The 26626-nt window shown below is 72.0% G+C and carries 15 protein-coding genes and 1 pseudogene; 8 read left to right on the plus strand and 8 right to left on the minus strand.

Annotated elements, in window-relative coordinates:
- The first annotated feature begins 104 nt into the window (after positions 1 to 104).
- A complete protein-coding gene (locus IOD16_RS22450) occupies positions 105 to 878 on the plus strand; it encodes a FadR/GntR family transcriptional regulator (RefSeq protein WP_201436003.1) in 774 nt (257 codons plus the stop codon).
- Positions 879 to 1393: 515 nt separating this feature from the next.
- The gene (locus IOD16_RS22455) at positions 1394 to 2449 is read left to right on the plus strand and encodes a LacI family DNA-binding transcriptional regulator (RefSeq protein WP_201436004.1); all 1056 of its coding nucleotides are present in this window, start codon (positions 1394 to 1396) and stop codon (positions 2447 to 2449) included.
- A gap of 30 nt (positions 2450 to 2479) precedes the next feature.
- Here IOD16_RS22455 and IOD16_RS22460 read toward each other — a convergent pair whose 3' ends face one another.
- From IOD16_RS22460 to IOD16_RS22495, 8 genes and pseudogenes are all read right to left on the minus strand, one after another.
- On the minus strand, positions 2480 to 3862 hold the full coding sequence (locus IOD16_RS22460) for an alkaline phosphatase family protein (protein WP_201436005.1): 1383 nt from the start codon (positions 3860 to 3862) through the stop codon (positions 2480 to 2482).
- 100 nt (positions 3863 to 3962) lie between these two features.
- The gene (locus tag IOD16_RS22465; RefSeq protein WP_201436006.1) at positions 3963 to 4817 is read right to left on the minus strand and encodes a TatD family hydrolase; all 855 of its coding nucleotides are present in this window, start codon (positions 4815 to 4817) and stop codon (positions 3963 to 3965) included.
- Positions 4817 to 6145, minus strand: coding sequence for an EboA domain-containing protein (locus IOD16_RS22470; RefSeq protein ID WP_201436007.1), 1329 nt, complete (start codon positions 6143 to 6145; stop codon positions 4817 to 4819). Before IOD16_RS22470 ends, IOD16_RS22465 begins: the two co-directional genes overlap by 1 nt.
- Positions 6142 to 6921 carry an SCO3242 family prenyltransferase gene (locus IOD16_RS22475; protein WP_201436008.1) on the minus strand — a complete coding sequence of 260 codons (780 nt, stop codon included), beginning with the start codon at positions 6919 to 6921 and terminating at the stop codon, positions 6142 to 6144. The genes IOD16_RS22470 and IOD16_RS22475 overlap by 4 nt, the downstream gene beginning before the upstream one ends.
- Positions 6918 to 8063 (minus strand): inositol-3-phosphate synthase, encoded by a 1146-nt coding sequence (locus tag IOD16_RS22480; protein ID WP_201436009.1) that lies wholly within the window; start codon positions 8061 to 8063, stop codon positions 6918 to 6920. The genes IOD16_RS22475 and IOD16_RS22480 overlap by 4 nt, the downstream gene beginning before the upstream one ends.
- 438 nt (positions 8064 to 8501) lie before the next feature.
- Positions 8502 to 9713 (minus strand): annotated as a pseudogene (locus IOD16_RS40520) (RICIN domain-containing protein); the annotation flags it as partial.
- 172 nt (positions 9714 to 9885) lie between these two features.
- Positions 9886 to 11583 carry a ThuA domain-containing protein gene (locus tag IOD16_RS22490; RefSeq protein WP_201436010.1) on the minus strand — a complete coding sequence of 566 codons (1698 nt, stop codon included), beginning with the start codon at positions 11581 to 11583 and terminating at the stop codon, positions 9886 to 9888.
- 126 nt (positions 11584 to 11709) lie between these two features.
- Positions 11710 to 14529 (minus strand): PQQ-dependent sugar dehydrogenase, encoded by a 2820-nt coding sequence (locus tag IOD16_RS22495; RefSeq protein WP_201436011.1) that lies wholly within the window; start codon positions 14527 to 14529, stop codon positions 11710 to 11712.
- Positions 14530 to 15519: 990 nt separating this feature from the next.
- On the opposite strand from IOD16_RS22495, the gene IOD16_RS22500 reads away from it, so the two are divergent.
- The 6 genes from IOD16_RS22500 (at position 15520) to IOD16_RS22525 (ending at position 26589) form a co-directional block, all read left to right on the plus strand.
- On the plus strand, positions 15520 to 18378 hold the full coding sequence (locus IOD16_RS22500; RefSeq protein ID WP_201436012.1) for a glycosyl hydrolase family 95 catalytic domain-containing protein: 2859 nt from the start codon (positions 15520 to 15522) through the stop codon (positions 18376 to 18378).
- A 151-nt stretch (positions 18379 to 18529) separates the two neighbouring features.
- Positions 18530 to 19423, plus strand: coding sequence for an amidohydrolase family protein (locus tag IOD16_RS22505; protein WP_201436013.1), 894 nt, complete (start codon positions 18530 to 18532; stop codon positions 19421 to 19423).
- Positions 19420 to 20700 carry a nickel-dependent lactate racemase gene (gene larA, locus IOD16_RS22510; protein WP_201436014.1) on the plus strand — a complete coding sequence of 427 codons (1281 nt, stop codon included), beginning with the start codon at positions 19420 to 19422 and terminating at the stop codon, positions 20698 to 20700. Before IOD16_RS22505 ends, larA begins: the two co-directional genes overlap by 4 nt.
- A gap of 358 nt (positions 20701 to 21058) precedes the next feature.
- A complete protein-coding gene (locus IOD16_RS22515; protein WP_236594284.1) occupies positions 21059 to 21832 on the plus strand; it encodes a FadR/GntR family transcriptional regulator in 774 nt (257 codons plus the stop codon).
- Positions 21833 to 22393: 561 nt separating this feature from the next.
- Positions 22394 to 25813, plus strand: a complete 3420-nt coding sequence (locus IOD16_RS22520) for a ThuA domain-containing protein (RefSeq protein WP_236595209.1) — start codon at positions 22394 to 22396, stop codon at positions 25811 to 25813.
- Between the two features lie 86 nt (positions 25814 to 25899).
- The gene (locus tag IOD16_RS22525) at positions 25900 to 26589 is read left to right on the plus strand and encodes a hypothetical protein (protein ID WP_201436016.1); all 690 of its coding nucleotides are present in this window, start codon (positions 25900 to 25902) and stop codon (positions 26587 to 26589) included.
- Positions 26590 to 26626 lie beyond the last annotated feature (37 nt).

The raw sequence follows: 26626 nt of genomic DNA on the forward strand, positions 1-26626 counted from the left end.
GATTGGTGCACAAACCTAACTCGTATGACGTCTGACGTCAACGGTCCTACGTATACTCGGAGCAGCCCTGGAACCGTGGGGCGCGTGGCACAACCGGAGGAAAGATGACCGCAGCGGGCCGCCGACCGACCGACGACTCCCCCGCACCTCCCGAGTGGGCGCGTCGACCGACCAACCTGGCCAAGGCGGTCACCGCGGAGCTCGTGGGGCGCATCGTCCGCGGCGTCCACCCGCCCGGCACGTCCTTGCCGCCCGAGCCCGCGCTGGGCGAGACCTTCTCGGTCAGCCGGACCGTCATCCGCGAGGCGGTGAAGATCCTCCAGGAGAAGGGCCTGGTCCAGGTGCGCCAAGGCGCCGGCACCATGGTCACGCAGCCGACGACGTGGAACATGCTGGACGAGCTCGTCCTCTCGGCCACCATCGCCGAGGACGAGACGCTGGCCGTGCTCGACGACCTCGTGGTCACCCGGCGCCTCCTCGAATCGGACATGGCCCAGGTGACCGCGCGCACCGCCGACCAGGACACGGTCGACCGGCTACGCGCGCTCGTGGACCGGATGGACCTGCTCGTCGACGACCCCGAGGCCTACCGCGAGCAGGACCGCGCCTTCCACGACACGATCATGCAGGCGTCGGGCAACCGGATCGCCCGCGGCGTCGTGCGCTCACTGGAGAGCCAGGTCATCAACACCGCCCGCTACATGGGCCGCAGCGAACGGGCGTTGTGCGTGTCGTCCAACCAGGGGCACCGCCGGGTCTACGAGCGGATCGCGGCCCACGACCCGGCCGGCGCGGCCGACGCCATGTTCACCCACATCACCGAAGCGTGGTTGGTGCGCCGCACCGACAACGGGGACCCGAGCCGCCTGGAGCGCTAGGTGGTCACCCGACGACATCACCCCCTCCGCGCAGCCACTCCGCTGAGCGTCGTCGCCTCGCGGCCGACGACTTCGGTCAGCATACCGATCCGCCGCCCTCCTGGGAATGATGAGTAGTACTTACCTGATCATTCACTGCGGACTTCGGGGCACAGCGGACCGGATGGTCGCCCGCACGCTGCCGTGACGGGAAATAGGCAGGGCGATTCCCTTGACGACACAGGCATGCACAGGCTGTCATGAGTAGCTAGGACACGGCCCGATGAGTCTGACTCATCGACAGGAGATCCGGCTCGCGGACTCCGGCCCCGAGCACCACGACGTAGTGGAGCGGCTCATGCCACCACGGCCGAACGGTCGCGCACCCTGCGCGCACCGGACCGGCGGCCCCGGCTGACGCGCGGGCGGGCCGTCCGGCGATCCCGGTGTTCCTCGATGTCGAACGACCCCCTTGTGTCGTGCACGCACCGGTCGCGGCGCGCCGACGACCGGATTCGGAGAACGGGAGGTCCACGTTGGGCGCACGACGGGTGACCCTCGCCGACGTGGCCAAGGTCGTCGGCGTCTCCCAGACCACCGTGTCGCTGGTGTTATCGGGGCGCGGGCGCGACCTGCGGATCTCCGAGGAGATGCAGCGCCGGGTCCGCGAGGCGGCGACGGAGCTGGAGTACCGCCGCGACCGGGTCTCGATGGGGCAACGCGGGCCGCGGACGCAGACGATCGCGTTCGTGTCCGACTCCGTGGCCAGTTCCCGGCTCGCGGGCCACATGATCAAGGGCGCGCTCGGGGCGGCCCGCAGGCACGGCGTCACGCTGCTGTTCGGCGAGACCGAGGGCGACGCCGGCTTCCAGCGCACGCTGATCGAGACGATGCACGACTACCAGGTCGACGGCATCATCCTCGCCGCCGTGCACACCAGGACCATCAGCATCCCGGCCGAGCTCGCCACCGGCCCGGCGGTGCTGCTCAACGTGCTGCCCCGGGAGCCGTCACGGCTGGTCTCGGTGCTGCCCGACGAGGTGCAGGCGGGCCGCGCCGCCGCGCGCGTGCTCCTCGACGCCGGGCACCGCGAGGGCATCCACCTCATCGGCGTCGGCTCGTCCGGGGACGACGTGCCACCGGGCCGGACCGCCGCTTTCGACCGGCTCACCGGCATCCGCCGGGAGCTGGGCGAGGTGGGCGTCGAGGTGGAGAGCGGGCGCGCCTGCCGCTGGTGGCTGCCGAAGTACGGCTTCGAGGCGACCCGGGCCCTGCTGGACGAGGCCCGCCCCCGTGCGCTGATCTGCCTGGACGACCGGCTCGCGCTCGGCGCCTACCAGGCGTTGCAGGACGCGGGCCTCACCGTGCCCGACGACGTCTCCGTCGTCTCCTTCGACGACCACCCCGTCGCCTCGTGGCTGCGTCCCGGCCTCACCACCGTCGCCCTGCCGCACCACGACCTCGGCGCGACGGCCGTCGACCTCCTCTTCGCCGACGCCGACCGCCCCGAACCGCACCGCGCGCGCCGGGGCGGCACCCACCGCGTGCCCATGCCGGTGCGCCACCGGGACTCCGTCGCGCCACCTCGGTGAACCCGGGAGCGATGACGCCCGGACGTCCTCTCAGCCCCGGGCGGGCGGTGCGCTGATTCCCTGCAGTGCCAGCAGGAAGTCGCGGACGTCGGTGGCGGCCATCCGACCGTCCCGCTCGACCGACAGCGGCACGGTCGGGTCGGAGCACAGCAGCACCGGGCCGTCGGCGGCGGTGTCCGGGAGCCTGCCGTGGGTGCCGCGCACGCACGACGGGTCCAGTGGCACCACGTTCATCGCGTAACGCAGGCCGACCTTCTTGCGCACCAGGTTCATCCCCGCCTTGACCTTGGCCAGCGGGTCGGCCGGGTCGAAGAACAGCTCGGCGGGGTCGTAGCCGGGTTTGCGGTGGATGTCCACGCCGCGCGCGAAGTCGGGGGCGCGGCTGTCGTCGGTCCAGTAGTAGTAGGTGAACCAGGCGTCCGGCTCGGCGACCGCGATCAGCTCGCCGGAGCGCTCGTGGTCCAGGCCCGCCTTCGCCTGCCCCTCCCGGTCGAGCACGACGTCGACGCCGGGCAGTTCGCGGAGCACCGCGCGGGTCCTGGCCAGGTCGGCGGGATCGGCGACGTAGACGTGCGCGACCTGGTGGTCGGCCACCGCGAACGCGCGGGACGTCCACGGGTCCAGGTACTCCATGCCCGCCTGCGCGTAGACCTCCAGCAGCCCCGCCGCCCGCAGCGCCCGGTTGACGTCGACCGGCCTGCGCGCGTCGGTGATGCCGTACTCCGACAGCGCCACGATCGTCGCGTCGGCGTCCAGGAGCGGCTTGAGCGCCCGGTCCACGTCGGCCGCGGCCTTGACCGCCTGCGGTGACGTGGGACCGAACCGCTGCAGGTCGTAGTCCAGGTGCGGCACGTAGACCAGCAGCAGGTCGGGCCGGTGGTCGGCCAGGACCTTCAGGGCCGCGCCGACGATCCACTCGCTGGAGGCCAGGGAGGCGGTGGGGCCCCAGTACCGGAACAGCGGGAAGTCGCCCAGGGCGCCGGTGAGCCGGTCGTGCAGCTCGGGCGGGCGGACGTAGGCGTCGGGCGACTTGCGGCCGTCGGCGTGGTAGATCGGCCTCGGGGTCACGGTGATGTCCGTGGACGCGCCCATCGCGTACCACCAGCAGATGTTGGCCGCCGTGTAGCCCGGGTGGACCCGCCGCGCGGTCTCCCACAGCTTCTCGCCGCCGACCAGCCGGTTGTGCTGGCGCCACAGGTGGATCTCGCCGAGGTCGCGGAAGTACCACCCGTTGCCCACGATGCCGTGCCGGGCGGGGGTGAGGCCGGTGAGCAGGGTCGCCTGGGCGCTGCACGTGACGGCGGGCAGCACCGTGCCCAGCTCGGCCCGCCAACCCAGGCCGGCCAGGTTGGGCATGTGTTCGAGCAACGCCGGCGTCATGCCGACCACGTCCACGACCACCAGTGGTTTCACGCCGGTACTCCCGTCCGGAGGTGTTCGCGGGCCCACCGCGGTTCGGCGGCGGACCCGTCGGTCGGGTCGTCGGCCGGGTGGGCGGTCGCGCGGCGCGCGATCACCGCTCGCCCCTGAGGACCGAGTTCCCGGTGGCGGTGTCGGTCGCGCCGGCGGTGGCCGGGTCGAGCAGGAGCCGGCCGCTCCGGCCGTAGAACCGAACCGGGTTGCGCCACAGCACGGTGTCGACCTCGGTCTCGTCGAACCCGGCTCCGAGCATCGCGAGACCGGTCGACCGGGTCTTCAGCGGGTCCGAGCGCCCCCAGTCGGCGGCGGAGTTCACCAGCACCCGGTCGGTGCCGTGCTCGGCGAGCAGCGCCACCATCCGCGCCTCGTCCATCTTGGTGTCCGGGTAGATGGAGAACCCCATCCAGCACCCCGAGTCCGCGACCAGGCGCACGGTCGTCTCGTTGAGGTGGTCGACCAGCACCCGTTCCGGCGGGATGCCCGACTCCCGCACCACGTCCAGGGTCCGCCGGGTGCCGGCCAGCTTGTCCCGGTGCGGGGTGTGCACGAGCACCGGGAGCTCGTGCACGACGGCCAGTTCCAGTTGGCGGGCGAACGCGGCGTCCTCCTCGGGGGTCATCGAGTCGTACCCGACCTCCCCGACCGCGACGACCCCGTCCTTGACCAGGTAGCGCGGGAGGTGGTCGAGCACTTCGACGCACCGCGGGTCGTTGGCCTCCTTGGGGTTCAGCGCGATCGCGCAGTGGTGGGCGATGCCGAACTGCGCCGCGCGGAACCTCTCCCACCCGACCAGGCCGTCGAAGTAGTCGAGGAACGAGCCGACGTTCGTGCGCGGCTGCCCCAGCCAGAACGCCGGCTCCACCAGCGCTCGCACCCCGGCCGCGTGCATGGCCTCGTAGTCGTCGGTGGTGCGCGAGGTCATGTGGACGTGGGGGTCGAAGATGCGCATCAGGCGGCCTCACCGAGCAGGTCGAGGGCATCGGCGGGCACCGGCCGGCCGGCCGCGCGGCGTTCGTCGGCGAACGCGGACACCATGCGCCGCAACTCGTCGTCCGCCCGCCGGTCGAGGTCGCTCACCACGGTCAGCGGGATGCCCGTGAACAGGCACTTCAGCACGCCGTGCCGCCAGGTGTGCTGGTCGAGGTGGCGGGCGGCGAACGCGCCCATGGCCGCCGCGACGAGCCCCGTCTCGTTGCAGCGCAGGGCGTCCTTCACCAGTTCCACACCCGTGTCCGGCACCCGGTCGCCGATCTGGGCGAGCCCTCTGAGCACCCCGAGGCGTTCGGCCGACGTGCCCTGCCGGTAGAGCGTGGTGAGCCCTTCGGCCGGGTCGCCCGCGTGCTCGACGTAGGCGACGAGCAGCCGCGTCCGGGCCTCGCGCTCGCCGGAGGGCACCGCCCGTCCCACGACGGGGAAGAAGGTCCGGATCGAGGAGGGGTCGGCCCGCAGCGACTGCTCCGCCCCGGCCAGCCACTTCGCGGCGCGCAGCGCCTCGAACGACCGGCCGGCCACCACCGGCGCGGCGTGGCTGTGCCGGGGCAGCTCCACGGCCGCGACGCCGGTGTAGCCGAGGTCGGTCAGCGCCCCGAGGGTGTCGGGCAGGTCCAGCTGCCCCTCCCCGAACTCGAGGTGCTCGTGCACGCCCTGCGCCATGTCGTCCAGCTGCACGTTCATCAGCAGCCCGCCCGCCTGCCGGAGGCACGCCGCCGCGTCCTGCCACTCCACCGCCACGCAGTGCCCCACGTCCACGGTGATCCCCAGCAGGCCCGGGTCGCCGAGCTCCTCGCGCAGCCGCAGCGCCTGGTCCAGCCGCTCCACCACCATGCAGGGCTCGGGCTCCAGCGCGAGCGGCACCGCCGGTCCGCCCGCCAGCGCCGCCTCGACGCCGGACTTCAGGTGCTCCCAGCTGTCCGAGGACCCGACCCCCGACCAGAACGACACGCAGTCCGCGCCGAGGTCGGCCGCGATGCGCTTGGCGCGCACCAGGAAGTCGACCCGGACCTCCTGGTTCTCGCTGACCAGCGTCGGGTGGTGCTTGCGCCGCGGGTCGAGCAGGTACCGCGCCCCGGTCTCCACGACGACGCGCAGCCCCAGCGCCGAGAGGCGGGTCGCGAGCCGTTCGGTCCGCGCGCCGACGTCGGCGGCGTACGGGTCGAGGTGGTGGTGGTCGAGCGTGAGCGCGACCGCCGTGTAGCCGAGGTCGGCGATGATCGCGAGCGCGTCGTCCAAGCGGTGGTTGGCGAACCCGTTGGTGCCGTAGCCGAGGTCGAACGTCATGTCGGGCCCACCTTGCGGCTCAGCGCCCTGGCCAGGGGCAGGACCAGCGCTATCGCCGCGCCGTGCCGGGCGAGCGCGGACTGCAGCAGCACCAGGCCGTGGATGCCCGCCTTGGTCGCCGCGCGCACGCGTGCGGCGGACGGGTCGCCCACCACGGCCCACTGCGCGCGGCCGACGGAGACGGCGTAGGCCGCGGCCGCCGCGACGGCAGCCGGTCGGCCGCCGCCGGCCGAGGCGGCCACGGCGGTGACCGCCGTCCCGCCGACGACCGCCTTGGCGACGGCCGGCGACGTGCCGTGCACCTCGCCGCGCGACAGCGCCGTCACGCCCAGCGTGTGCAGGGCCACCAGGGCGGCGGGCAGCGGCGCCCGGCCGCCGAGCAGCACGTCGAGCCCCCGGCACGCGGCCATCGCGAGCGGACCGGCCGGGGTGCTCTTCAACACCGTGTCGTAAGCCCACACGGCGACCGCGAGCGGCACCGCGTTGCGCCCGGCCGCCGCCGCGAGCCCGATGCCGGCGGCGGTCAGGCCGACGGCGGTGGCCAGGGCGGCGTCCGGGCTGATCCGCCCCGACGGGATGGGCCGCTCCGGCCGTTCCGCGGCGTCCAGGTCGCGGTCCGCCCAGTCGTTGAGCGCCATGCCCGCCCAGTACAGCGCGGCCGACGCCGCCGGCAGCAGCAGTCGCCTGCCCCGGAGCGGGGCGGCGGACCCGACGAGGGTGTCGCCGAGCGCCGTCAACGCCGCGGGCGCCCGCACGAGTTCCAGGTACGACCTCATCCCAGGCCTCCCGCCCACTCGTGCAGCGCGCGGGTCTGCTCGGCGAAGCGGTGCTCGTCGCTGCCCAGCGGGTCCTTGAAGAAGAACGCCAACGCGCCCAGCGCGCCGCTCTCCCCCGCCGCGTGGGCCGCGGCGACCAGCCGGGCCAGGTCGAGCACCAGCGGCGCGGCCAGCGCCGAGTCCAGGCCGGTCCAGGTGAGCTGGAGGCTCATCCGCGCGCCCAGGAACCCCTCGAACGACACGTGGTCCCAGGCGGTCTTCGTCTCGCCGAGGTCCGGCACGTTGTCGATGTGCAGGGGCGCCGTCACGTCGCCGCCGAGCAGCGCCGCGAGGCCGTTGGCCTTGGACCGCAGCTTGCTGTCGGCGTGCGCCGGGTCCTCCAGCGTCGCGCCGTCACCGCCGCCGAGCAGGTTGGTGCCCGCCCACGACCGGACCGACAGCGCCCGAGCGGTGAACATCGGGGCGAGCACGGTGCGCAGCAGGGTCTCGCCGGTCTTGCCGTCCCGCCCGGCGTAGGGCAGCCCTTCCCGCCGGGCCAGCTCGTCCAACGCGGGCAGGGCGATCCCGGTCGAGGGCGTGAACTCGACGAACGGGCAGCCGGCGGTGAGCGCGGCGTAGGCGAACAGCGAGCTCGGTGGCAGCACGCGCCGGTCGGGATCGGCCATCGCCCGTTCCAGCGCGGCCAGGTCGGCGTGCTCCGGCAACGACGGCACGGGAGCTTCCGTCGAGGACACGTTGATCACGACGACCCGCGCGAGCCGCCGCCGTGCGCGGAACTCGGCGATGTCGGCGGCCAGCCGCCGGGCGACCTCGGCCTGGACGCCGTCGAAGTCCGCCGTCCGGATCTCGCCGTCGACCTCGCGCAGACCGGGCCTGACGCTCTCCAGCAGGTGGTGCGGCAGCACGCCTCCCTCGGCGAGCAGCTCGGCCCGCTTCTCCAGGGGTGTGTGCGCGATGTCGTGGCCGCCGACGACGAGGTCCGACCACCCGGGCAGCGTGACGCCGGCCAGCTCGGGGCGCTCGGTCACGCAGCCGGTCACCGGTGTCAGGCCCGCGCGCAAGGCCAGCAACCCGCTCACCGCGGTCGTCGCGACCGAGCCGCGCGCGCCGATCAGCCAGAGCCCGGTGGACTCATCCGCCATTGGTCATCCCTCCGAACTGGGTGCCGCGGTCGGCTCGGCCGGGCCGCTCCCGGGAGAACCGGGGAGCCCGGCAGCGCGCCTGCCCGCCGAACGGCCGCGCTCTCCGGGGAATTCGGTCCGCCGCTGTTCGGCGGATCACGGCCTGGAGCGAACCGTAGAAGCGCCGTCGGGCACCTGTCAATCAAAACCGTTGGCAGCACTGCGCATGTGCTTCATCCCGGGGGTGGTGGCGACCCACCTTTCTTCCACTGTGGACAGTCTGTGGCCACTTCCGGGGGGAGGACCGCCGCGGTGCGGGAGCCCGTCCGGGCGGCCTCGTCGACACACGTCGAGGCGCCTCGGCTCCGCCGCTGCGCTGCCGGCCGCTCTGGCCGGTTGATCGCGCAGCGGGAAGCCGAGGCGCCCCGTCCGCCGTGCCGGTGGACCGGTCCGGGGTCAGAACTGGGAGATGAACTTCCAGGCCTCACCCTTGGTCCAGGTCCGGACGCCGTCCTCGCACGAGCAGCCGTCGACCGGACCGGGACCGTGGCCCCCGTCGAACGCGGCCCACTGCACCGGGTACCCGGCGCGGCACGAGTACGTCGTCGTGATGTGCGTGCGGCTGCCCGCGGCCGGTTCGCGCGGGCTCTGCGCGGCACAGCCGTTGTTCGCCACGAACCGGTCGCGCAACGACCGGCCCGCCGAGATGTTCAGCACGTTGTCCGAGATGCCGTGGATGCCGAAGTAGGCGACCGGCTGCGTGCCACCGGAGCACCCGCTCAGCTGCCCACCCGCGTAGACCACCACCGCGCGGAACACCGTAGGCCGCGAGCAGGCCAGCGAGTAGCTCATGCCGCCGCCGTAGCTGAACCCCATCGCGAAGCGCAGCTTCGGGTCGACGCAGAGGTCCGCCTCGATCCGCTTGACCATGTCGTCGACGAACACCACGTCCTCGCCGCCGGAGTTGGCCCACCCGTTGCCCAGGCCCTGCGGCGCCACCAGGATCGCGCTGTTGTTCGACTGCTCCTGCATCCCGTAGTACGACCACGCCGTCCCGCTCGTCCCACCGCCCGACACGTCGTTCATCGTGCCGCCGTTCCAGTGGAACCCGAAGATCAACCGGTAAGGGCGGGTGTTGTCGTAGCCGTCGGGCACCCGCAGGACGAAGCTGCGGCTCTTGCCGCTGCTCTGGATCGTCTGCGCGCCGCTGCGCAGCGTCGGCGCCTTGCCGCAGCCGGAGCCGCCCGGGTCGCCGCCGCCCGACACCTTCGCCAACTGCCACTGCTGGTTGTTGCCGCCCGTGTCGCCGTACTGCACGACGTTCGCGCCGTCGGCCGTGGACGAGCCCTGGACCTCGACGGCCTTGTTGCTGTGCCGGGCGATCAACCGGACGTTGCCGCCGTCGGAGTCGGCCAGCCGGAACTGCTGGTTGGTGCCGCCGTGGTCGGTCCACTGCTGGATCGCGGCGCCGTCGGCGGTCGACGAGTTCGGCACGTCGAGCACCTTGCCCGAGTGGCGCGACTTGAGCCGGTAGTAGCCGCCACCGGAGTCCAGGAACTGCCACTGCTGGTTGGCCCCGTCGTTGCGGGTCCACTGGGCGATGCGCCCGCCGTCGTTGGTGGCCAGGCCGTACACGTCCAACGCCTTGCCGCTGTTGCGGTTCACCAGCACGTACCACGCGCTGGTGTCGACCGTGGCGGCCGAGGCCGGCGTCGCGGCCACCGCGGTCACCGTGCCGGCCGCGAGGAGCACCGCCACGGCGGCGGCGGTCACCGGCCGGCGGCGTCGGGTCTGTGGGGAGGCGAGGGCCTCACCGCTGGCTGTCATCGAGCACTCCTTCGGTTCAAGGCAGGGTCCAGCGCTGGTTGGTGCCGCCGTGGCAGCTCCAGACGATCAACTGGGTGCCGTCCGCGGAGCTGCCGCCGTTGGCGTCCAGGCACTTGCCCGACTGCGGGTTCACCAGCGAGCCGTTGGCGCCGGTGGTCCAGTTCTGGCCACCGCTGCCGTTGCAGGTCCACAACCGGACCGCGGCGCCGTTGGCCGTGCCCGACACCTCCATGCACTTGTCCAGCGCGCGCAAGGTGGACCCGTTGACCGTCCAGCGCTGGTTCGTGCCGCTGTTGCACGTCCACAGCTGCACCTTCGCGCCGTCGGCGGAACTGCCGCCGCTGACGTCCACGCACTTGCCGGAAGCGCCGGTGATCGGCCCGGTGCGCGTGACCACGCCACCCAGCTCCTTGATCCGGATGTTGCGGAACGACACGTCGTCGCCCGTGCCGTGGTTCTGGATGCCGATGTGCCCGGACGTCAAGGAACGGGCCGGGTCGGTGTTGGTGAAGTCGTTGACCCGCGTGCCGTTGAGGAACACCTGGAGGCGCTCGCCCTCGACCAGCAGCTCGAAGGTGTTCCACTCGCCGGGCGGGTTGAGCGCGGCGTCCCGGGCGGTCAGGTCGGCGCCCTTGAACCCGTAGACGGCGCCGGTGGTCCGGTCCGCGGTGTCGGTGGCGTCGATCTGCACCTCGTAGCCGTTGGCCATCGCCGAGTTCGGGTCGCTGCTCGCCGGGAAGCCGACGAAGACGCCGGAGTTGTCGTCACCGGGCATCCGCCAGTCCAGCTTGAGCGAGTAGGAGCGGTACTCGCGCGCGCTGTTCCACAGCAGGCCTTGGCCGTCGAACGAGGTCAGCGTGTTGTCGCTGTTGGTGAATCCGCCCGGGCCCGCCTGCGACCAGCCGGTCGTGGAGCCGTTGTACAGCGTGGTGTACCCGTTCTCGGGTCGGCAGTCGGCGTCGGCCCGGTTGGCCGTGTAGCGGATGCCGCCGAGCACCATGGCGCGGAACCCGGCCTCGGTGTAGCTCGACTGGGTGTGGCCGCTGCCGGTGTAGAACGAGCGACCGCCCTGGATGGTCTTGCACCAGGTGTGGGGGTGGTCGGCGCCCATCGAGCCGCCGCTGTAGCTCGACTCGTCCAGGGTCGCGAGGACCCGGGCCGTCGACCGGACGCTGCCGCGGAAGTTGTACCACTCGTCGGTCCGGGTCCACGCCGGCGCGAGGTGCGCGGTGGCCGGGTGCGCCCGGTTCTCCACCCGGACCGTCGCCTGCTGGATCGCCGGGTGCGAGGTGAAGTACGTGCCGACCAGCTCGCCGTAGAACGACCAGTCGTACTCGGTGTCGGACGCCGAGTGGATGCCGACGTACCCGCCGCCGCCCCGGACGTAGGACTCGAACGCGGTCTGCTGCGTCGCGTTGAGCACGTCCCCGGTGGTGTTGAGGAACACCACCGTCTCGTACTTGGCCAGGTTGGTGGTGGTGAACTGGCTGGAGTCCTCGGTGGCGGTCACCGTGAAGCTGTTGGCCGCGCCGAGGTCGCGGATCAGCTGGATGCCGGCCGGGATCGAGTCGTGGCGGAAGCCCGCGGTCTTGGAGAACACCAGCACGTCGTAGGGCGCGTCGGCCGCGACGGCCGGCGGAGCGGAGTTGAGCGCGGCCGCGGTCAGGGCGGCCGCGGCCACACCGATCACGCGCCGGGCGAGGGAAGATCTCATCTCTTTGCCTCCTGGGAGGAGGGCGACGTGGCGTCGCTCCGGTGGTGGGAACGACGCCACGTCGCGGTCCTTGCCGATTTCACCCGGGCGGCTTCCGCCCGGACGGGTTCGCCGGGTCGGCGTCGGTCAGGGCAGGGTCCAGCGCTGGTTGGTGCCGCCGTGGCAGCTCCAGATGATCAACTGGGTGCCGTCCGCGGAGCTGCCGCCGTTGGCGTCCAGGCACTTGCCCGACTGGGAGTGGACCAGCGAGCCGTTGGCGCCGGCGGCCCAGTTCTGGGCGCTGCCGCCGTTGCAGGTCCACAGCCGGACCAGGCTGCCGTCGGACGTGCCGGCGCTCTCCATGCACTTGTCCAGCGCGCGCAGGGTGGACCCGTTGACCGTCCAGCGCTGGTTCGTGCCGCTGTTGCACGTCCACAGCTGCACCTTCGTGCCGTCGGCGGAGCTGTTGCCGTTGACGTCCACGCACTTGCCCGAGACCCCGACGATCGGCCCGGTCCGGGTGCCGCCCGTCGTCGCGCCGAACGTGTAGGCGTCCACGTCGAACAAGGTGCCCGTGCCGCCCGCGAACGTCAGGTACAGCGTCACGGTCCCGCTCGGCACGTTGGACAGGGTGGTGGACACGTCGGTGAAGGTCTCCCACCCGCCGGTCACCGGCACGGTGACGGAGCCGAGCACCGTCCCGGTCGGCGAACCGGTCCGCACGGACAGGGTCCCGCCGGAGCCCGCGGACGACACCCGCGCGGTGAACTTCGTGGACGTGCCGAGCGCGTACGGCTCGAACGCGATCCAGTCGCCGTTCTGGATGTCGCCGACGGTCCGGCCGCCCTCGGCGGCCGCCTTGTCGTAGAGCGCGGTGCCGGACTGCGTCGAGTAGTGCTCGGCCTGGCGGTGCCGCAGCTGCAGCACGTGCTGCGTGTGCGTGGTCACCGGCGGCTGGCCGTTCGCGCCGGAGTCGGTGTACTCGGCGTCGAACACCGCGAACAGGTTCGCCGCCGTGTCGTGCTCGCCGTCCACCGGGATCTGGAGCGTGCCCGAGCAGCCGGTCTGCGTGGTGATCGGGTGGCCGTGGCTGTCGTGGCCGAGCAGGTAGCTCAGCTTCACCCGGCCGCAGTCGATCGTGCCGTCCTCCGCGTCCGACGCCGTGATCGTGTACGGCACGGTGTCGCCGAAGCTGAACAGCGACCCGTTCGCGGGTGTGTCCAGCTTGACGACCGGCGCGGTGTTGCCCACCGAGATCGACACGTTGGCGGCGCCGGACCGGCCGCCTACGTCGGTCACCGTGAGCGTCACCGAGTACTGGCCGTTGGCCGTGTAGGTGTGGCTCGGGTTGGCGGCCGTGGACGTCGTGCCGTCGCCGAAGTTCCACGAGTAGGCCAGTGCGCCGCCCTCGGGGTCCGAGGAGCCGGCCGAGGAGAAGTTCACCGTCAGCGGCGCGCTGCCGGAGACGCGGTCGGCCGCGGCCCTCGCGGTCGGCGCCTTGTTCCCGGCCGGGTTGTACTCGATGCGGTAGAGCGCGGAGCTGGCGTCGCCGCTGCCCCAGCCGGTGCCGTAGTCCAGCACGTACAGGGCGCCGTCCGGACCGAAGGTCGCGTCCATGACCTGCGTGCCGCGCCACGGGAAGTCGCTGACCTGGCCGGCCGAGCCGTCGGCGTTGACGTCGATGGTCTTGATCCAGCGCCGGCCGAACTCGGTGGCGAAGACGTGCCCGTCCAGGGCGGCCGGGAACTTGATCGACGACGGGTTGGCCGCGTCGTAGCGGTACACCGGCGCCGCCATCGGGGACTCCGAGCCGCAGCCGAACGCGGCGAAGGAGCAGTTGTCGTACTTGATCCACGCCGAGCGCGCGGCCGGCAGCGTGCCCAGCCCGGTGTTGCGCGGCGAGTTGTTGACCGGCGCGGCGCAGTTGAACCGGCTGCCGGACGGCCCGGACGGGAACGTGAAGTCGACGTACGCCTCCGCCGTGGTGTTCGAGCCGACGCAGTACGGCCAGCCGAAGTTGCCCGCCGAGGTGATCCGGTTGAACTCCACCAGGCCGGCGGGGCCGCGCGTGCTGCTGCTGGTGCCCGCGTCCGGCCCGTACTCGCCGAGGTAGATCGCACCGGTCTGCTTGTCGACGTTGAAGCGGAACGGGTTGCGCAGGCCCATGGCGTAGATCTCGGGCCGGGTGTTGGCGGTGCCGACCGGGAACAGGTTGCCCGCCGGGATCGAGTACGACCCGTTGGCGTTCACCTTGATCCGCAGCACCTTGCCGCGCAGGTCGTTCGTGTTGCCGGCGCTGCGCTGCGCGTCGTAGACCGGGTTGCGGTTGGTCCGCTCGTCGATCGGGGCGTAGCCGCCGGAGTCGAACGGGTTGGAGTCGTCGCCGGTGGACAGGTACAGGTTGCCCGCCGCGTCGAAGTCGATGTCGCCGCCGACGTGGCAGCAGTTGCCCCGGTCGGTCCCGACCTCGAGCACGGTCACCTGGCTGGCCATGTTGAGCGTGTAGTCGGCGTTCAGGGTGAACCGGGCCAGCCGGTTGACCCCCTTCCACGCCGAGAAGTCCGACCCGGTGGCCGGCGCGTCACCACTGGGGGTGGACAGCGGCGGCGCGTAGAACAGGTAGATGAACCGGTTCGTGGCGAAGCCCGGGTCCACCCCGATCCCCTGCAGGCCTTCTTCGTCGTGCGTGTAGACCGGCACCGTGCCGATCACGCTGGTGACACCCGCGGCCGTGGTGCGGCGCAGCGTCCCGTTGCGGGCGGTGTGCAGCACCGAGCGGTCCGGCAACACGGCGAGCGTCATCGGCTCGCCCACTTCGGCGACCCCTCGGGCCAGCTCGACCTGCTGGAAGTCGGCGGCGTTGACCGCGTGCGCGGAGGCCGGTGACGAAGAGCCGATCACCGTCGCCACCACACCGGCGGCCACGAGGAGAGCGGCGGTCATCGCCGCCCTGACTCGGTATCTCATGGCAGGCTCACACCCTTTGTTCTCAGCTGACAGGGGGCTTCGACGCGGACGGTGCGCGGGGGCGGCGACGCACCGGTGGAACGCGGTCGCGGGGTGGTCGTCGCCTGCGCCGGCACGACCCCCTCGACCGTTCGCTCTTCCTGCCCGACTGGTGCCCGGACCTGCCCGGGAGCGCTCCCAGTCGAAGTCGGGAAGAATTGGAGAGCGGGACGGTTCGGCACGCGATCAGCCGGTCGACCGGCCGGCGCCGAATGGCCGCGGCGGACCGACTCCGCACGCGATCGCCAGGGCGGCGGGCACGACCGGGACAGTTCGCCGTTGAACCATGGGTACTCCGAACGAATCGGGTGGTGCGCGGTCCGAACCGATTCGAACCAAGGGGAGGCTAGGTGCTAATAATCGGCTAAAGCAACGACTTCGCCGATCGCCCGCCGGACATCCGCGCGACGCGATTCGCGCTGTCCTCAATGGATGGTGCGACGAGAGGGGCGTGACCGGCCACCTGACCTCGTTCCGGCGGATGAGCCGATCGGGGCACGACACCCGGTCGACCCCACGGTGTTCCTCGCATCGAAAGAGCCCCCTCGTCATCGTTGACGGGTACGACCGGGCCACCCACCTCGAGCCGAACCGCGGGTCTCACCGGAGCCTTCCGCACCGTAACCACCGCCGACCCGGGGCGTCAACGTTCCGCGTTGCTAAAATTGTTAGCGCTAACCGTTTAGCTGACCGGACCTCGCCTGCGCTTTCCGATTACCGCAGCACGGTCCGGCGAATGCCGACGAGCCGGGATCGAAGGGCCCGCCAGCTCGTGTTATCGCTAACACCGATCGTTCGCCCGGCATTGACGGCGACGTTCGGCGGTGGCTACGTTGCCCGAGGGCTTCGGTTGAGCTGTGGACGTCGCGACCCGATCCGCCGGTCCACCAGCCACTGAGGACAGTCGCGTCCCGCTCCCGGTCCACCACCGTCCGCTTTGGAGGGTCCAGCATGTCGGATTTGCCCCGTAGGCGACTCATGAAGCTCGGCGCGGTGAGCGCCGGCGCCGTGCTGGTGCCGGGCGGTTGGACGGCGGTGGCCCGGGCCGACTCGGCCGCGCCGCCGGAGGTGCGCGCGGTCGACGACCTGGCGCTGTGGTACGACCGGCAGGCCGGCACGGAGTGGCTGCGCGCGTTGCCGATCGGCAACGGCCGCCTGGGCGCGATGGTCTTCGGCAACGTCGACACGGAGCGGTTGCAGCTCAACGAGGACACGGTGTGGGCCGGCGGTCCCCACGACTACACCAACACGCGGGGCGCGGCGGCCCTGGCGGAGATCAGGCGCCTGGTGTTCGCCAACCAGTGGTCGCAGGCGCAGTCCCTCATCGACCAGGCGATGCTGGGCAGCCCGGCCGCCCAGCTGGCCTACCAGACCGTGGGCGACCTCAGGCTCACCTTCCCCACCCCGAACGGGGTGTCCGGCTACCAGCGGTGGCTCGACCTGACCACCTCGACGACCGTCGTGACCTACGTGGCGAACAACGTGCGCTACCGGCGTGAGGTGATCGCCAGCGCCCCCGACCAGGTGATCGCGGTGCGCCTGACGGCCGAGACACCCGGGTCGGTCTCGTTCACCGCGTCGTTCAGCACCCCGCAGCGGGCGACGGCGTCGAGCCCGGACGGCACGACGATCGGGCTGGACGGCCGCTCCGGCGACCACCGGGGCATCGCCGGCGCCGTCCGGTTCCTCGTGCTGGCCAAGGCGATCGCCTCGGGAGGGAGCACCAGCAGCTCCGGCGGCACGCTGCGGGTGACCAACGCCGACAGCGTCACCCTGCTGATCTCGATCGGCACCAGCTACGTCGACTACCGCAACGTGGGCGGCGACTACCAGGGCATCGCCCGCGGGCGCCTCAACGGCGCGCAGGGCACGGCGTACGACGTGCTGCGCAGCCGGCACGTGGCCGACTACCAGCAGCTGTTCGGGCGCGTCACCCTCGACGTCGGCCGGACCGCGGCGGCCGACCAGCCGACCGACGTCCGGATCTCCCAGCACAACTCCACGAGCGACCCGCAGTTCTCCGCCCTGCTCTTCCAGTACGGCCGGTACCTGATGATCTCGTCGTCGCGGCCGGGCACCCAGCCCGCGAACCTCCAGGGGATCTGGAACGACCAGCTGACGCCGTCGTGGGACTCGAAGTACACCCTCAACGCCAACCTGCCGATGAACTACTGGCCGACCGACTCGACGAACCTCGCCGAGTGCTACGAGCCGGTGTTCCGGATGATCGCCGACCTGACCGTGACCGGCGCCCGCACCGCCCGCGCGCAGTACGGCGCCGGTGGTTGGGTCACCCACCACAACACCGACGGCTGGCGGGGCTCCTCGGTCGTGGACGGGGCCCTCTGGGGCATGTGGCAGACCGGCGGCGCGTGGCTCGCCACCATGATCTGGGACCACTACCAGTACACCGGCGACGTGGCGTTCCTGCGGACGTACTACCCCGCGATGAAGGGCGCCGCCCAGTTCTTCCTCGACACCCTGGTCGAGGAACCGACGTTGAAGTGGCTGGTCACGAACCCCTCGAACTCCCCTGAGCTGCCGCACCACGCGAACGCCAGCGTGGCCGCCGGCCCCACGATGGACATGCAGATCCTGCGCGACCTGTTCGAGGGCTGCGCCCGCGCCTCGGAGGTGCTCGGCGTGGACGACGACTTCCGGACGCGGGTGCGCGCGACGAGCCAACGACTCGCCCCGACGCGGGTCGGCTCGCGCGGCAACATCATGGAGTGGCTCTACGACTGGGTGGAGACCGAGCCGAACCACCGGCACGTCTCCCACCTGTACGGCCTGCACCCCAGCAACCAGATCACCAAGCGCGGCACGCCCCAGCTGTTCGAGGCCGCCCGCCGGACCCTGCAGCTGCGGGGTGACGACGGCACCGGCTGGTCGCTCGCCTGGAAGATCAACTACTGGGCGCGGATGGAGGAGGGCGGCCGGGCGCACGACCTGATCCGCTACCTGGTGACGCCGGCGAGGCTCGCGCCCAACATGTTCGACCTGCACCCGCCGTTCCAGATCGACGGCAACTTCGGCGCGACCTCGGGCATCGCGGAGATGCTGCTGCACAGCCACAACGGCGAGCTGCACCTGCTGCCCGCGCTGCCGTCCGCCTGGCCCGCCGGCAAGGTGGACGGCCTGCGCGGCCGGGGCGGTTACACGGTGGGCGCCACCTGGAGCGGCGGTTCGGCCAGGGAGCTCACCATCACCCCCGACCGCGACGGCGCGGTCAAGGTCCGCGGCCGGGTGTTCACCGGGACCTACGAGCTGCGGGACGTGACCAGCGGCGCCGTGGTCCAGCCGGAGCGGCCGGAAGCCGACCTGATCCGGTTCACCGGGCAGGCGCGGCACACCTACCGCGTGACCGCGCAGGGGCAGCCGGCGCTGGTCGTGCCCGGGGTGAACTACCACCTCGTGGCGCAGCACAGCTCGAAGCGGGCCGACGTCAACGGCGCCTCGACCGCCGCCGGCGCCGCGCTGGTCCAGTGGTCGGCCACCAGCGGCCTCAACCAGCAGTTCGACTTCCTGCCCTCCGGCGACCACTACCGCATCCGGGCCCGGCACAGCGGGCTGGTGCTCCAGGTCGCGGGCACCGCCACCGGCACCGACATCACCCAGCAGCGTGATGCGGGCACGTCGAACCAGCTGTGGCGGCTGGTCGACCACGGCGGCGGCGTGGTCAGCGTGGTCAACCAGCTGAGCGGCCTCGCGCTGGACGTGTGGTCCGCCTCCACGGCCGACGGCGCGCGCATCTCGCAGTGGACCCTCACCGGCAACCCGAACCAGCGCTTCCTGCTCCAGCGGGCCTGACGCCGCGGACCCACGTGCCACGGCCGTCATCGTTCCCGGTGGCGGCCGTGGCGCGGTCCGGTGGCGTGGGACGTCTTGCTAGCCTTCGCCCCGCCCGGGCCCCGCCGGACCGCGATGCGGCCGAAGAACTGCCGACCGAGGTGGAGACGACATGACCCGGATCGACGCGCACCACCACGTCTGGCGGCTCCTGCCCGGCCCGCCGGACCGGACGGGACCGAGCCCGCGCGCCCACGACTGGCTGGACGGCGCGGACCTCGCCCCGATCCGCCGCGACTTCGCCCTGGACGACCTGTCGGCCGTCGCCGCGGTGGCGGAGGTCGACCGGACGATCCTGGTCCAGGTCGTCCCCGAGGTCGAGGAGACCGCCGACTTCCTGGCCCTGGGCGCCGACGAGGGCAAGGGCCTCGTGGCCGGTGTCGTCGGGTGGGTCGACCTCACCGACCCCGGCGTCGACGACGTGCTGGCCGCCCTGCGCGCGGGTCCCGGCGGCGAGCTGCTGGTCGGCGTGCGGCACCTGGTGCAGGGCGAGTCGGACCCCCGCTGGTTGACCCGGCCGGACGTCCGGCGCGGCCTGCGCGCGGTCGAGGCGGCGGGCCTGGCCTACGACCTGCTCACCCTCATGCACCAGCTGCCGGCGGCGATCGAGACCGTGCGCGCGCTGCCCGGGGCGACGTTCGTGCTGGACCACCTGTCGAAACCCCCGATCGCCTCCGGCGAGCTCGAACCCTGGGCGTCGCACCTGCGCGAGCTCGCCGCCGAGCCGAACGTCACCTGTAAGTTGTCGGGCATGATCACCGAGGCCGACCCCGTCGGGTGGACCGTGGCCGACCTGCGCCCGTACGCCGACGTGGCGCTGGACGCGTTCGGCCCGTCGCGGGTGATGTTCGGCTCCGACTGGCCGGTCTGCCTGCTCGCGGGCTCCTACGAGGAGGCCGTGGCGGCGGCCGAGGGCCTGACCGCCGGGCTCTCCGCCGCCGAGCGCGACGAGGTCTTCGGCGGCACGGCCGCGCGCGTCTACCGACTGCCGGGGGAACGACTGTGAAGGTGCGCCTCGCCTACGGGGAGTCCGGGCTCGACATCGACCTCGACCCGGCGGCCACCACCGTGGTCCAGCCCGTGCACCACGACGCCGCCGCCGACCAGGTCGGCGTCCTGCGCGCGGCGCTGCGCTCCCCCGTCGCCGGGCCGCCGCTGCGCGACCGCGTGCGCCCCGGCCAGACGGTCGCGATCTCGGCGTGCGACGGCACCCGGCCGCAGCCGCGCCGGCTGATGATCCCCGCCATCCTCGCCGAGCTCGACGGGGTCGTGCGCCTCGAGGACGTGGTGATCCTGGTCGCGACCGGGACGCACCGCGGCAACGACGAGGACGAGCTGCGGCGGATGTTCGGCGACGAGGTGGTCGACTCCGTGCGGATCGTCAACCACGACGCGCGCGACCGCGACCGGTTGACGTGGGTCGGCACGCACGGCAACGGCGTGCCGGTGTGGCTGAACCGCGAGTGGGTCGACGCGGACGTCCGCATCACCACCGGTTTCGTGGAGCCGCACTTCTTCGCGGGCTTCTCCGGCGGCCCGAAGCTGGTCGCGCCGGGGCTCGCCGCGCTGGAGACCGTGCTGGTCCTGCACGACGCGGCCCGGATCGGCGACCCGCGCGCCACGTGGGGCATCACCCACGGCAACCCGGTCCACGACGACGTCCGGGCGATCGCCGCGGCCACCGGGGTCACCTTCGCGCTGGACGTGGTCCTGAACCGGGACAAGGACGTCGTCGCGGCGTTCGGCGGCGACCTGGCGCCGATGCACGCCGCCGCCACCGCCGTGGCGAAGCGGATGGCGATGCGGCCCGTGGACGCGCCGTTCGACGTGGTCGTCACCACGAACTCCGGCTTCCCGCTGGACCAGAACCTCTACCAGGCCGTCAAGGGCATGTCGGCGGCGCACCAGGTGGTGCGCCCCGGCGGGACGATCGTGTGCGCGGCGGAGTGCCGGGACGGCTTCCCCGACCACGGCTCCTACCGGCAGGTCCTCGCGTCCGCCCCGTCGCCCAAGGCGTTGTTCGAGGACATCAGCGCGCGCGTGGACACCGTCCCGGACCAGTGGCAGGTGCAGATCCAGGCCCGCATCCAGTCCACCAGCCGGGTGGTCATGCGCACCTCGTACCTGAGCGACGCCGACCTCGCCGCGGCCCACCTGGAGCAGACCGGGGACATCTCGGCCACCGTGGCCCGGGCCCTCGCCGACGCCGGCCCCGGCGCCCGCGTGTGCGTCCTGCCGGAAGGTCCCCAGACCATCCCCTACCTGGCGGCCGGGTCCCGGTGAGCGACGGGAGTGCGGTCCACCTCTCACCTCAAGGAGTGAGTCCTATCCATCGCCGCGTGGGCCGGTGCGGCGGCGACGTCGCCCGCTACGCCTTCTGACCAGGCGTTACATACTAGAACTGCTCGGTTTCGACGGTAGTGGTGGTCTCGACACCATCACCGTCGTGACCAAAATGAGCATGCTTATCCAGTGACCGGTCGACCGGGCATCGTTCGCTCCGCGTACGATCACGCCTGCGACGTCGCGGCGCCATGCGGCGCGGCGCGCGCTCGGCGCTGGTCGTCCTACCCGGATGTAGTCTGGGCGGGCAGCGGTGAGCCGTCATACCCTTCAGGCGACCCGTCACTAAGGAGCGGCGTTGACGGATGGCGCACTAGTGCCGGAAGGCCCCGCGGGCCAACCGGACACCACCCCGGCGCCCGGTCCGTACCGGCCGGGCTACGAGCTCGTCTCCGAGCAGATCCTCCAGCTGATCGCCGAGCTGGACCTGCGGCCGGGCGACCGGATGCCGACCGAGAACGAGCTGGCCGCGCGGATGGGGACCAGCCGGACGGTGGTGCGGGAAGCCGTCAAGATCCTCTCCGCGATCGGGCGGGTGCGGGCGCACAAGGGCCGCGGGCTGTACGTGGCCGACGACGAGGGCATGCTCGGCTCCTCCCGGTGGGGCGGGTTCTTCCTGCCGACCAACCTCGACCACGTCTACATGCTCTTCGAGTTCCGACGCGTCCAGGAGACCGCCGCCAGCCGCCTGGCCGCGACCCACGCCACCCCGGCCGAGCTGCGCGCCATCGCCGCCGCCGCGGACACCTGCCGGCAGGGCCACCTGACCCACCAGCTGCCGCTGTTCGAGCGCGGCGACGACGACTTCCACCTCGCCGTCGCCGAGGCGTCGCACAACCAGTTCCTCGTGGCCGCCGTGCGCGAGGCCCGCCGCCTGCAACACCAGTCGAGCACCATCGGCCTGCACGGGACCGTGGGCGGGCACGCGGCCGAAGCGGTCGAGGAGCACCTCGCGATCTACGAGGCGATCCGCGACGGCGACCCCGAAGCCGCCGCCACCGCCGCCGGTCTGCACATCGACAACACCCTGCAGGACTACCGCAGCGAGATCCAGCGCCGGCTCTTCGGCTGAGAGGCCCTTCGTCCGCCACGGGAAGAGTGCCGTGGCGGTCTCGCGCGTCTGGACTCGTTCGGCGGATGTGTGCTACAAATCGCGGCGGATACACGAGTACATGTATGACATCCAGCACCCGGGCAACGACGCACCGAGGGAGCGCTCATGTCAGCTCGTCGTTGGACTCGATCATCGCCGTCGGCGAGTGTGGACGGGTCCGACTCCCCCGCTGAAACGCCCTGAGTCCCACGGCGGCCGGCACCTGGTGGTGTGCCGGCCGGACCGACTTCGAACCCGAGCCGGTGCGGCGCCGTGCGCCACGCCGGCCGGACCCTCGTGCGCCGGGCTCGACCAGCACGCGCACACCGCCCACCGGGCCCGGTGACGACCCACCGGACCGCCGCACCTGCCGCACACCGGTCCCGGTGACGACCACCGGGCCGCCGCACCTCCCGCGTACCGCCGCACTTCCGCACACCGCCGCCGCGTAATCCAGTCAGTCGCCTCAAGCGCCCCAGAGGAGTGGCAATGCGACACAGATTCGCGCGCCTGTTTTCGATCATAGGTTGCGTGGTGGTGATGATGGGCCTGGCTTCCGCGCCTGCGCCCGCACACCCCGAAGGGTTCCACGTCCTGCTGTTCAGCAAGACCGCGGCCGGCGCCTACCGGCACGACTCGATCCCCGCCGGGATCACGATGTTCGAGCAGCTGGCCGCCCAGAACAACTGGGAGCTGACCAAGAGCGAGGACTCGTCGGTCTTCAACGACACCACCCTCGCCACGTTCGACGTGGTCGTCATGCTCCAGACCTCCGGCATGGTGTGGGACAACGACGCGCAGCGCGCCGCGGCGCAGAAGTACCTGCGCGCCGGCGGCGGCTACGTCGCGATCCACAACGCCACGGACATGAACGTCGAGCAGCAGTTCCCGTGGTGGGACCAGGCGCTCGGGATGACCATGACGGCGCACTCGGCGACCGTGTCCGGCACCGCCAAGGTCGCCGACCGCAAGCACCCCTCCGGCGCGGCGCTGCCGGACCGGTGGACGCGCACCGAGGAGTGGTACAACTTCAACCGCTCCGCACGCGGCAACGCGCACGTGCTGGTGACCGCCGACGAGACGACGTACGACCCCGGTTCGAGCCGGATGGGTTACGACCACCCGATCTCGTGGTGCCGCAACTACGAGGGCGGCCGGTTGTGGGCCACCGCCATGGGCCACCAGGCCTCCAGCTACTCCGAGTCGCTGTTCCGCGAGCACATCAAGGGCGGCGTGGAGTCGGCGGGCGGCAAGGTGCAGGCCGACTGCGGGCCCACCGTGTGGAGCAGCTTCGAGAAGGTGACGCTGGACGACAACACCGTCGGGCCGGCCGCGCTGGACGTCGCCAAGGACGGTCGCGTGTTCTACGCGGAGTACGGCGGCAAGGTGAAGATCCACAAGCCGGACACCCGCACCACCGTCACGGCGGCCACCCTCAGCGTCTACACGGGCGGTGAGGACGGGCTGACCGGGCTCGCGCTCGACCCGAACTTCGCCACCACCAAGTGGATCTACCTGATGTACTCGCCGTCGGGCGGCGGCGAGGACATCGCGCGCGTCTCCCGGTTCACCGTGAACGGCGACTCGCTGGACCTGTCCAGCGAGCGGATCCTGATGAAGGTCCCGTCCTCGCGGCAGGCGCCGGAACCGGGCCACACCGGCGGCTACATCGCGTTCGGCCCGAACGGCAACCTCTACATCGGCACCGGCGACGACGTGCAGCCGCACCGTTCCGACGGCTACGCGCCGATCGACGAGCGGCCGGGCTGGTCGAACAACGACGTCCAGGCGACCGCGGCCAACACCAACGACCTGCGCGGCAAGATCCTGCGCATCCACCCGGAGACCAACGGGACCTACACCGTCCCGTCGGGCAACATGTTCGCCCCGGGCACGGCCAAGACGAAGCCCGAGATCTACGCGATGGGCTTCCGCAACCCGTTCCGGTTCTCGGTGCACCCGACGTCGGGCACGATCTACGCGGCCGACTACGGCCCCGACGCGGCCAACGACAACGCGAACCGCGGACCCGGCGGGACGGTGGAGTGGAACGTCATCACCTCGCCCGGCTTCTACGGCTGGCCGTACTGCATCGGCGACAACATCCCGTTCAACGACTACAACTTCGCCACCGGGCAGTCGGGCGCCAAGTTCAACTGCGACCAGCCGGTGAACAACTCGCCCAACAACACCGGCCTGACCACGCTCCCGGCCGCGCGCAAGGCCGAGGTCTGGTACGGCAACGGCGCGAACGGCAACAAGTTCCCGGAGATGGGCAGCCCGTCGGGCGGCGAGGCGCCGGGCGCGTTCCCGATCTACCAGTACGACGCGAACAACCCCTCCCCCACCAAGTTCCCGGCCTACTTCGACCAGACGCCGTTCTTCGGCGAGTGGTCGCGCAACCGGATGTGGGAGTTCCGGGTCGGCCAGGACGGGAAGCTGTTGAAGATCAACGACTTCCTGTCGAATCTGAGCTTCAAGTCGCCGCTGGACATGAAGTTCGGGCCGGACGGAGCGATGTACCTGCTCGAATGGGGCTCCGGCTACGGTCGGGACAACCCCGACTCCGGGCTCTACCGCATCGACTACAAGAGCGGTGACCGCAGTCCGACCGCGACCGCGACGGCCACGCCCACCTCGGGTTCCTCACCGCTGACGGTGCGCTTCTCCAGCGCCGGCTCCGGTGACCCGGAAGGCGGCCCGGTGACCTACCGGTGGGAGTTCGGCGACGGCGGCACGTCCACCGAGGCCAACCCCTCGCACACCTACACCGCCAAGGGCCAGTTCAACGCCAAGCTGACCGTCACCGACGCCGGCGGGAAGTCCGGCGTGGGCAGCGTGGTCGTGACCTCGGGCAACACCGCTCCGACGGTCAACCTCAGCATCCCGGACGGCGGCATGTTCGGCTGGGGCGACTCGATCCCGTACACCGTCGCGGTCACCGACCCCGAGGACGGCACGATCGACTGCTCCCGGGTGACCACCACCCCGGCGCTGGGACACGACCAGCACGGGCACGACCTCTCGCCGATCCCCGGCTGCACGGGCACGTTCAAGGCCGAGACCGACAGCGCGCACGCCAACCTGAACTCGTTCTGGGTGGCGGCGAGCAGGTACACCGACAACGGCACGAGCGGCGTGCCCGCGCTGGAGGGCAGCCGGAAGGTCCTGCTGCAACCCAAGCGCAAGCAGGTGGAGTACTTCACCGGCTCCTCCGGCGTGCGGGTGGTGTCGCAGTCCGGGGCCGAGTCCGGCGCCCGGGTCGGTGACATCGGCACCAACGACTGGGTCTCGTTCACGCCGTACAACTTCACCGGCATCAACCAGGTGTCCGTCCGGCTGTCCTCGCCGAGCGGCGGTGGGTCGATCGAGTTCCGGACCGGTTCGCCGACCGGGGCGCTGATCGCCACCGTCCCGGTGCCGAACACCGGCGGCTGGGACAACTACGTGAGCACGTCCCCGGTGAACGTCACCAACCCCGGTGGCACCACCGAGCTGTTCATGGTGTTCCGGACCGGCACGAGCTCCTTCGACGTCGACTCCATGACGTTCGGCGGGAACGGGGTCGGCACACCGGGCACCGGCGGTGGGACCGGGCGCATCGTGGGCATCGGCGGCAAGTGCGTCGACGTCAACGGCGCCAGCAGCACCGACGGCGCCAAGGTCCAGCTGTGGACCTGCAACGACGGCGCGAACCAGACGTGGACGCGCACCGGGCAGACGCTCCAGGCCCTGGGCAAGTGCCTCACCGTCAACGGCGGCAGCACCGCCGACGGCGCGCTGGTGCAGCTGTGGACCTGCAACGGTTCCGCCGGGCAGAGCTGGTCGTCGCAGTCCGACGGCACGCTCCGCAACGGCTCCAAGTGCCTGGACGCCAACGGCGGCAGCTCCGCCGACGGCACCCAGCTGATCATCTGGACCTGCAACGGCGGCACCAACCAGCGGTGGACGCTGTCCTGAGCGGGCGGCCCGCGGCGCCGGCACGCGCCGGCGCCGCGGGCCTCCACCGCCGGGTTCCTTCTCACCGCACGGCAAGGAGGAAGGTCATGGGCAGGACCACGTCGGTGGGGCGGGCACGACCGGGCAAGCCCCTCCCCCGGGCCGCGGGGCCGCGGCCACCGTGGAAGTCGGCCACCGCGCTGGTCACCACGTTCGCGCTCGGGTTCGCCGTCGCGTTCGTGACCGGCTCGTGGACGTCGGGGCCGGACGCGACGGAGCGGCGGATCGCCGAGCTGACGCAGGCCGAGGCGCAGCGGGACGTCGAGCAGGTCGGGACGTTGATCGACCTCGCCAAGGGCGGCCGGGAACGCCTGACCCCGGTGCTCCAGGCGATGGCCGGGGCGTCTCCCCCGAAGGGCACGGCGACGCCCACGATCGAGGACGTGCGCGGCTGGCGCGAGGTCGTGTCCGCGGAGGTGCAGCGGTACGCCGAGACACCGTCCGCGGGCAACGGGGTCAACGTCGCCCGCACCGGGATGCGGACCGCCGTCGAGCAGCTCGCCGCCGCCGTCGACGGTTTCGCCGCCGCCGTCACCGCTCCCGCGCCGCTGGCGGGGGACCTGCTGACCCTGGCCGGCGCGCAACGCGCGTTGGCGCTGCGCACCTGGTCGGTCGCCGCGCTCCAGCTCGACGTCATCAGCATCGACGCCGGCAAGGGGCACGTGCACGTGTACCTGCCGTCCGGGCCGGACTCCGGCGCGATCCCGGCCGACACGGCCCCCGAGGGCAGCGGGTGACCGCCCGAACCGCCCCATCACCGAGCCACACCGGACA

It is taken from the genome of Saccharothrix sp. 6-C (genome assembly GCF_016695385.1).
Taxonomy (GTDB): Bacteria; Actinomycetota; Actinomycetes; order Mycobacteriales; family Pseudonocardiaceae; genus Actinosynnema; species Actinosynnema texasense.

Bases quoted from the DNA above. Each gene is read 5' to 3' on its own strand.
- IOD16_RS22480 (WP_201436009.1), bottom strand. From the start codon at position 8,063: ATGGCGGATGAGTCCACCGGGCTCTGGCTGATCGGCGCGCGCGGCTCG.
- IOD16_RS22475 (WP_201436008.1), bottom strand. From the start codon at position 6,921: ATGAGGTCGTACCTGGAACTCGTGCGGGCGCCCGCGGCGTTGACGGCG.
- IOD16_RS22500 (WP_201436012.1), top strand. From the start codon at position 15,520: ATGTCGGATTTGCCCCGTAGGCGACTCATGAAGCTCGGCGCGGTGAGC.
- IOD16_RS22520 (WP_236595209.1), top strand. From the start codon at position 22,394: ATGATGGGCCTGGCTTCCGCGCCTGCGCCCGCACACCCCGAAGGGTTC.
- IOD16_RS22490 (WP_201436010.1), bottom strand. From the start codon at position 11,583: ATGAGATCTTCCCTCGCCCGGCGCGTGATCGGTGTGGCCGCGGCCGCC.
- IOD16_RS22525 (WP_201436016.1), top strand. From the start codon at position 25,900: ATGGGCAGGACCACGTCGGTGGGGCGGGCACGACCGGGCAAGCCCCTC.
- IOD16_RS22450 (WP_201436003.1), top strand. From the start codon at position 105: ATGACCGCAGCGGGCCGCCGACCGACCGACGACTCCCCCGCACCTCCC.
- IOD16_RS22495 (WP_201436011.1), bottom strand. From the start codon at position 14,529: ATGAGATACCGAGTCAGGGCGGCGATGACCGCCGCTCTCCTCGTGGCC.
- IOD16_RS22505 (WP_201436013.1), top strand. From the start codon at position 18,530: ATGACCCGGATCGACGCGCACCACCACGTCTGGCGGCTCCTGCCCGGC.
- IOD16_RS22470 (WP_201436007.1), bottom strand. From the start codon at position 6,145: ATGACGTTCGACCTCGGCTACGGCACCAACGGGTTCGCCAACCACCGC.
- IOD16_RS22465 (WP_201436006.1), bottom strand. From the start codon at position 4,817: ATGCGCATCTTCGACCCCCACGTCCACATGACCTCGCGCACCACCGAC.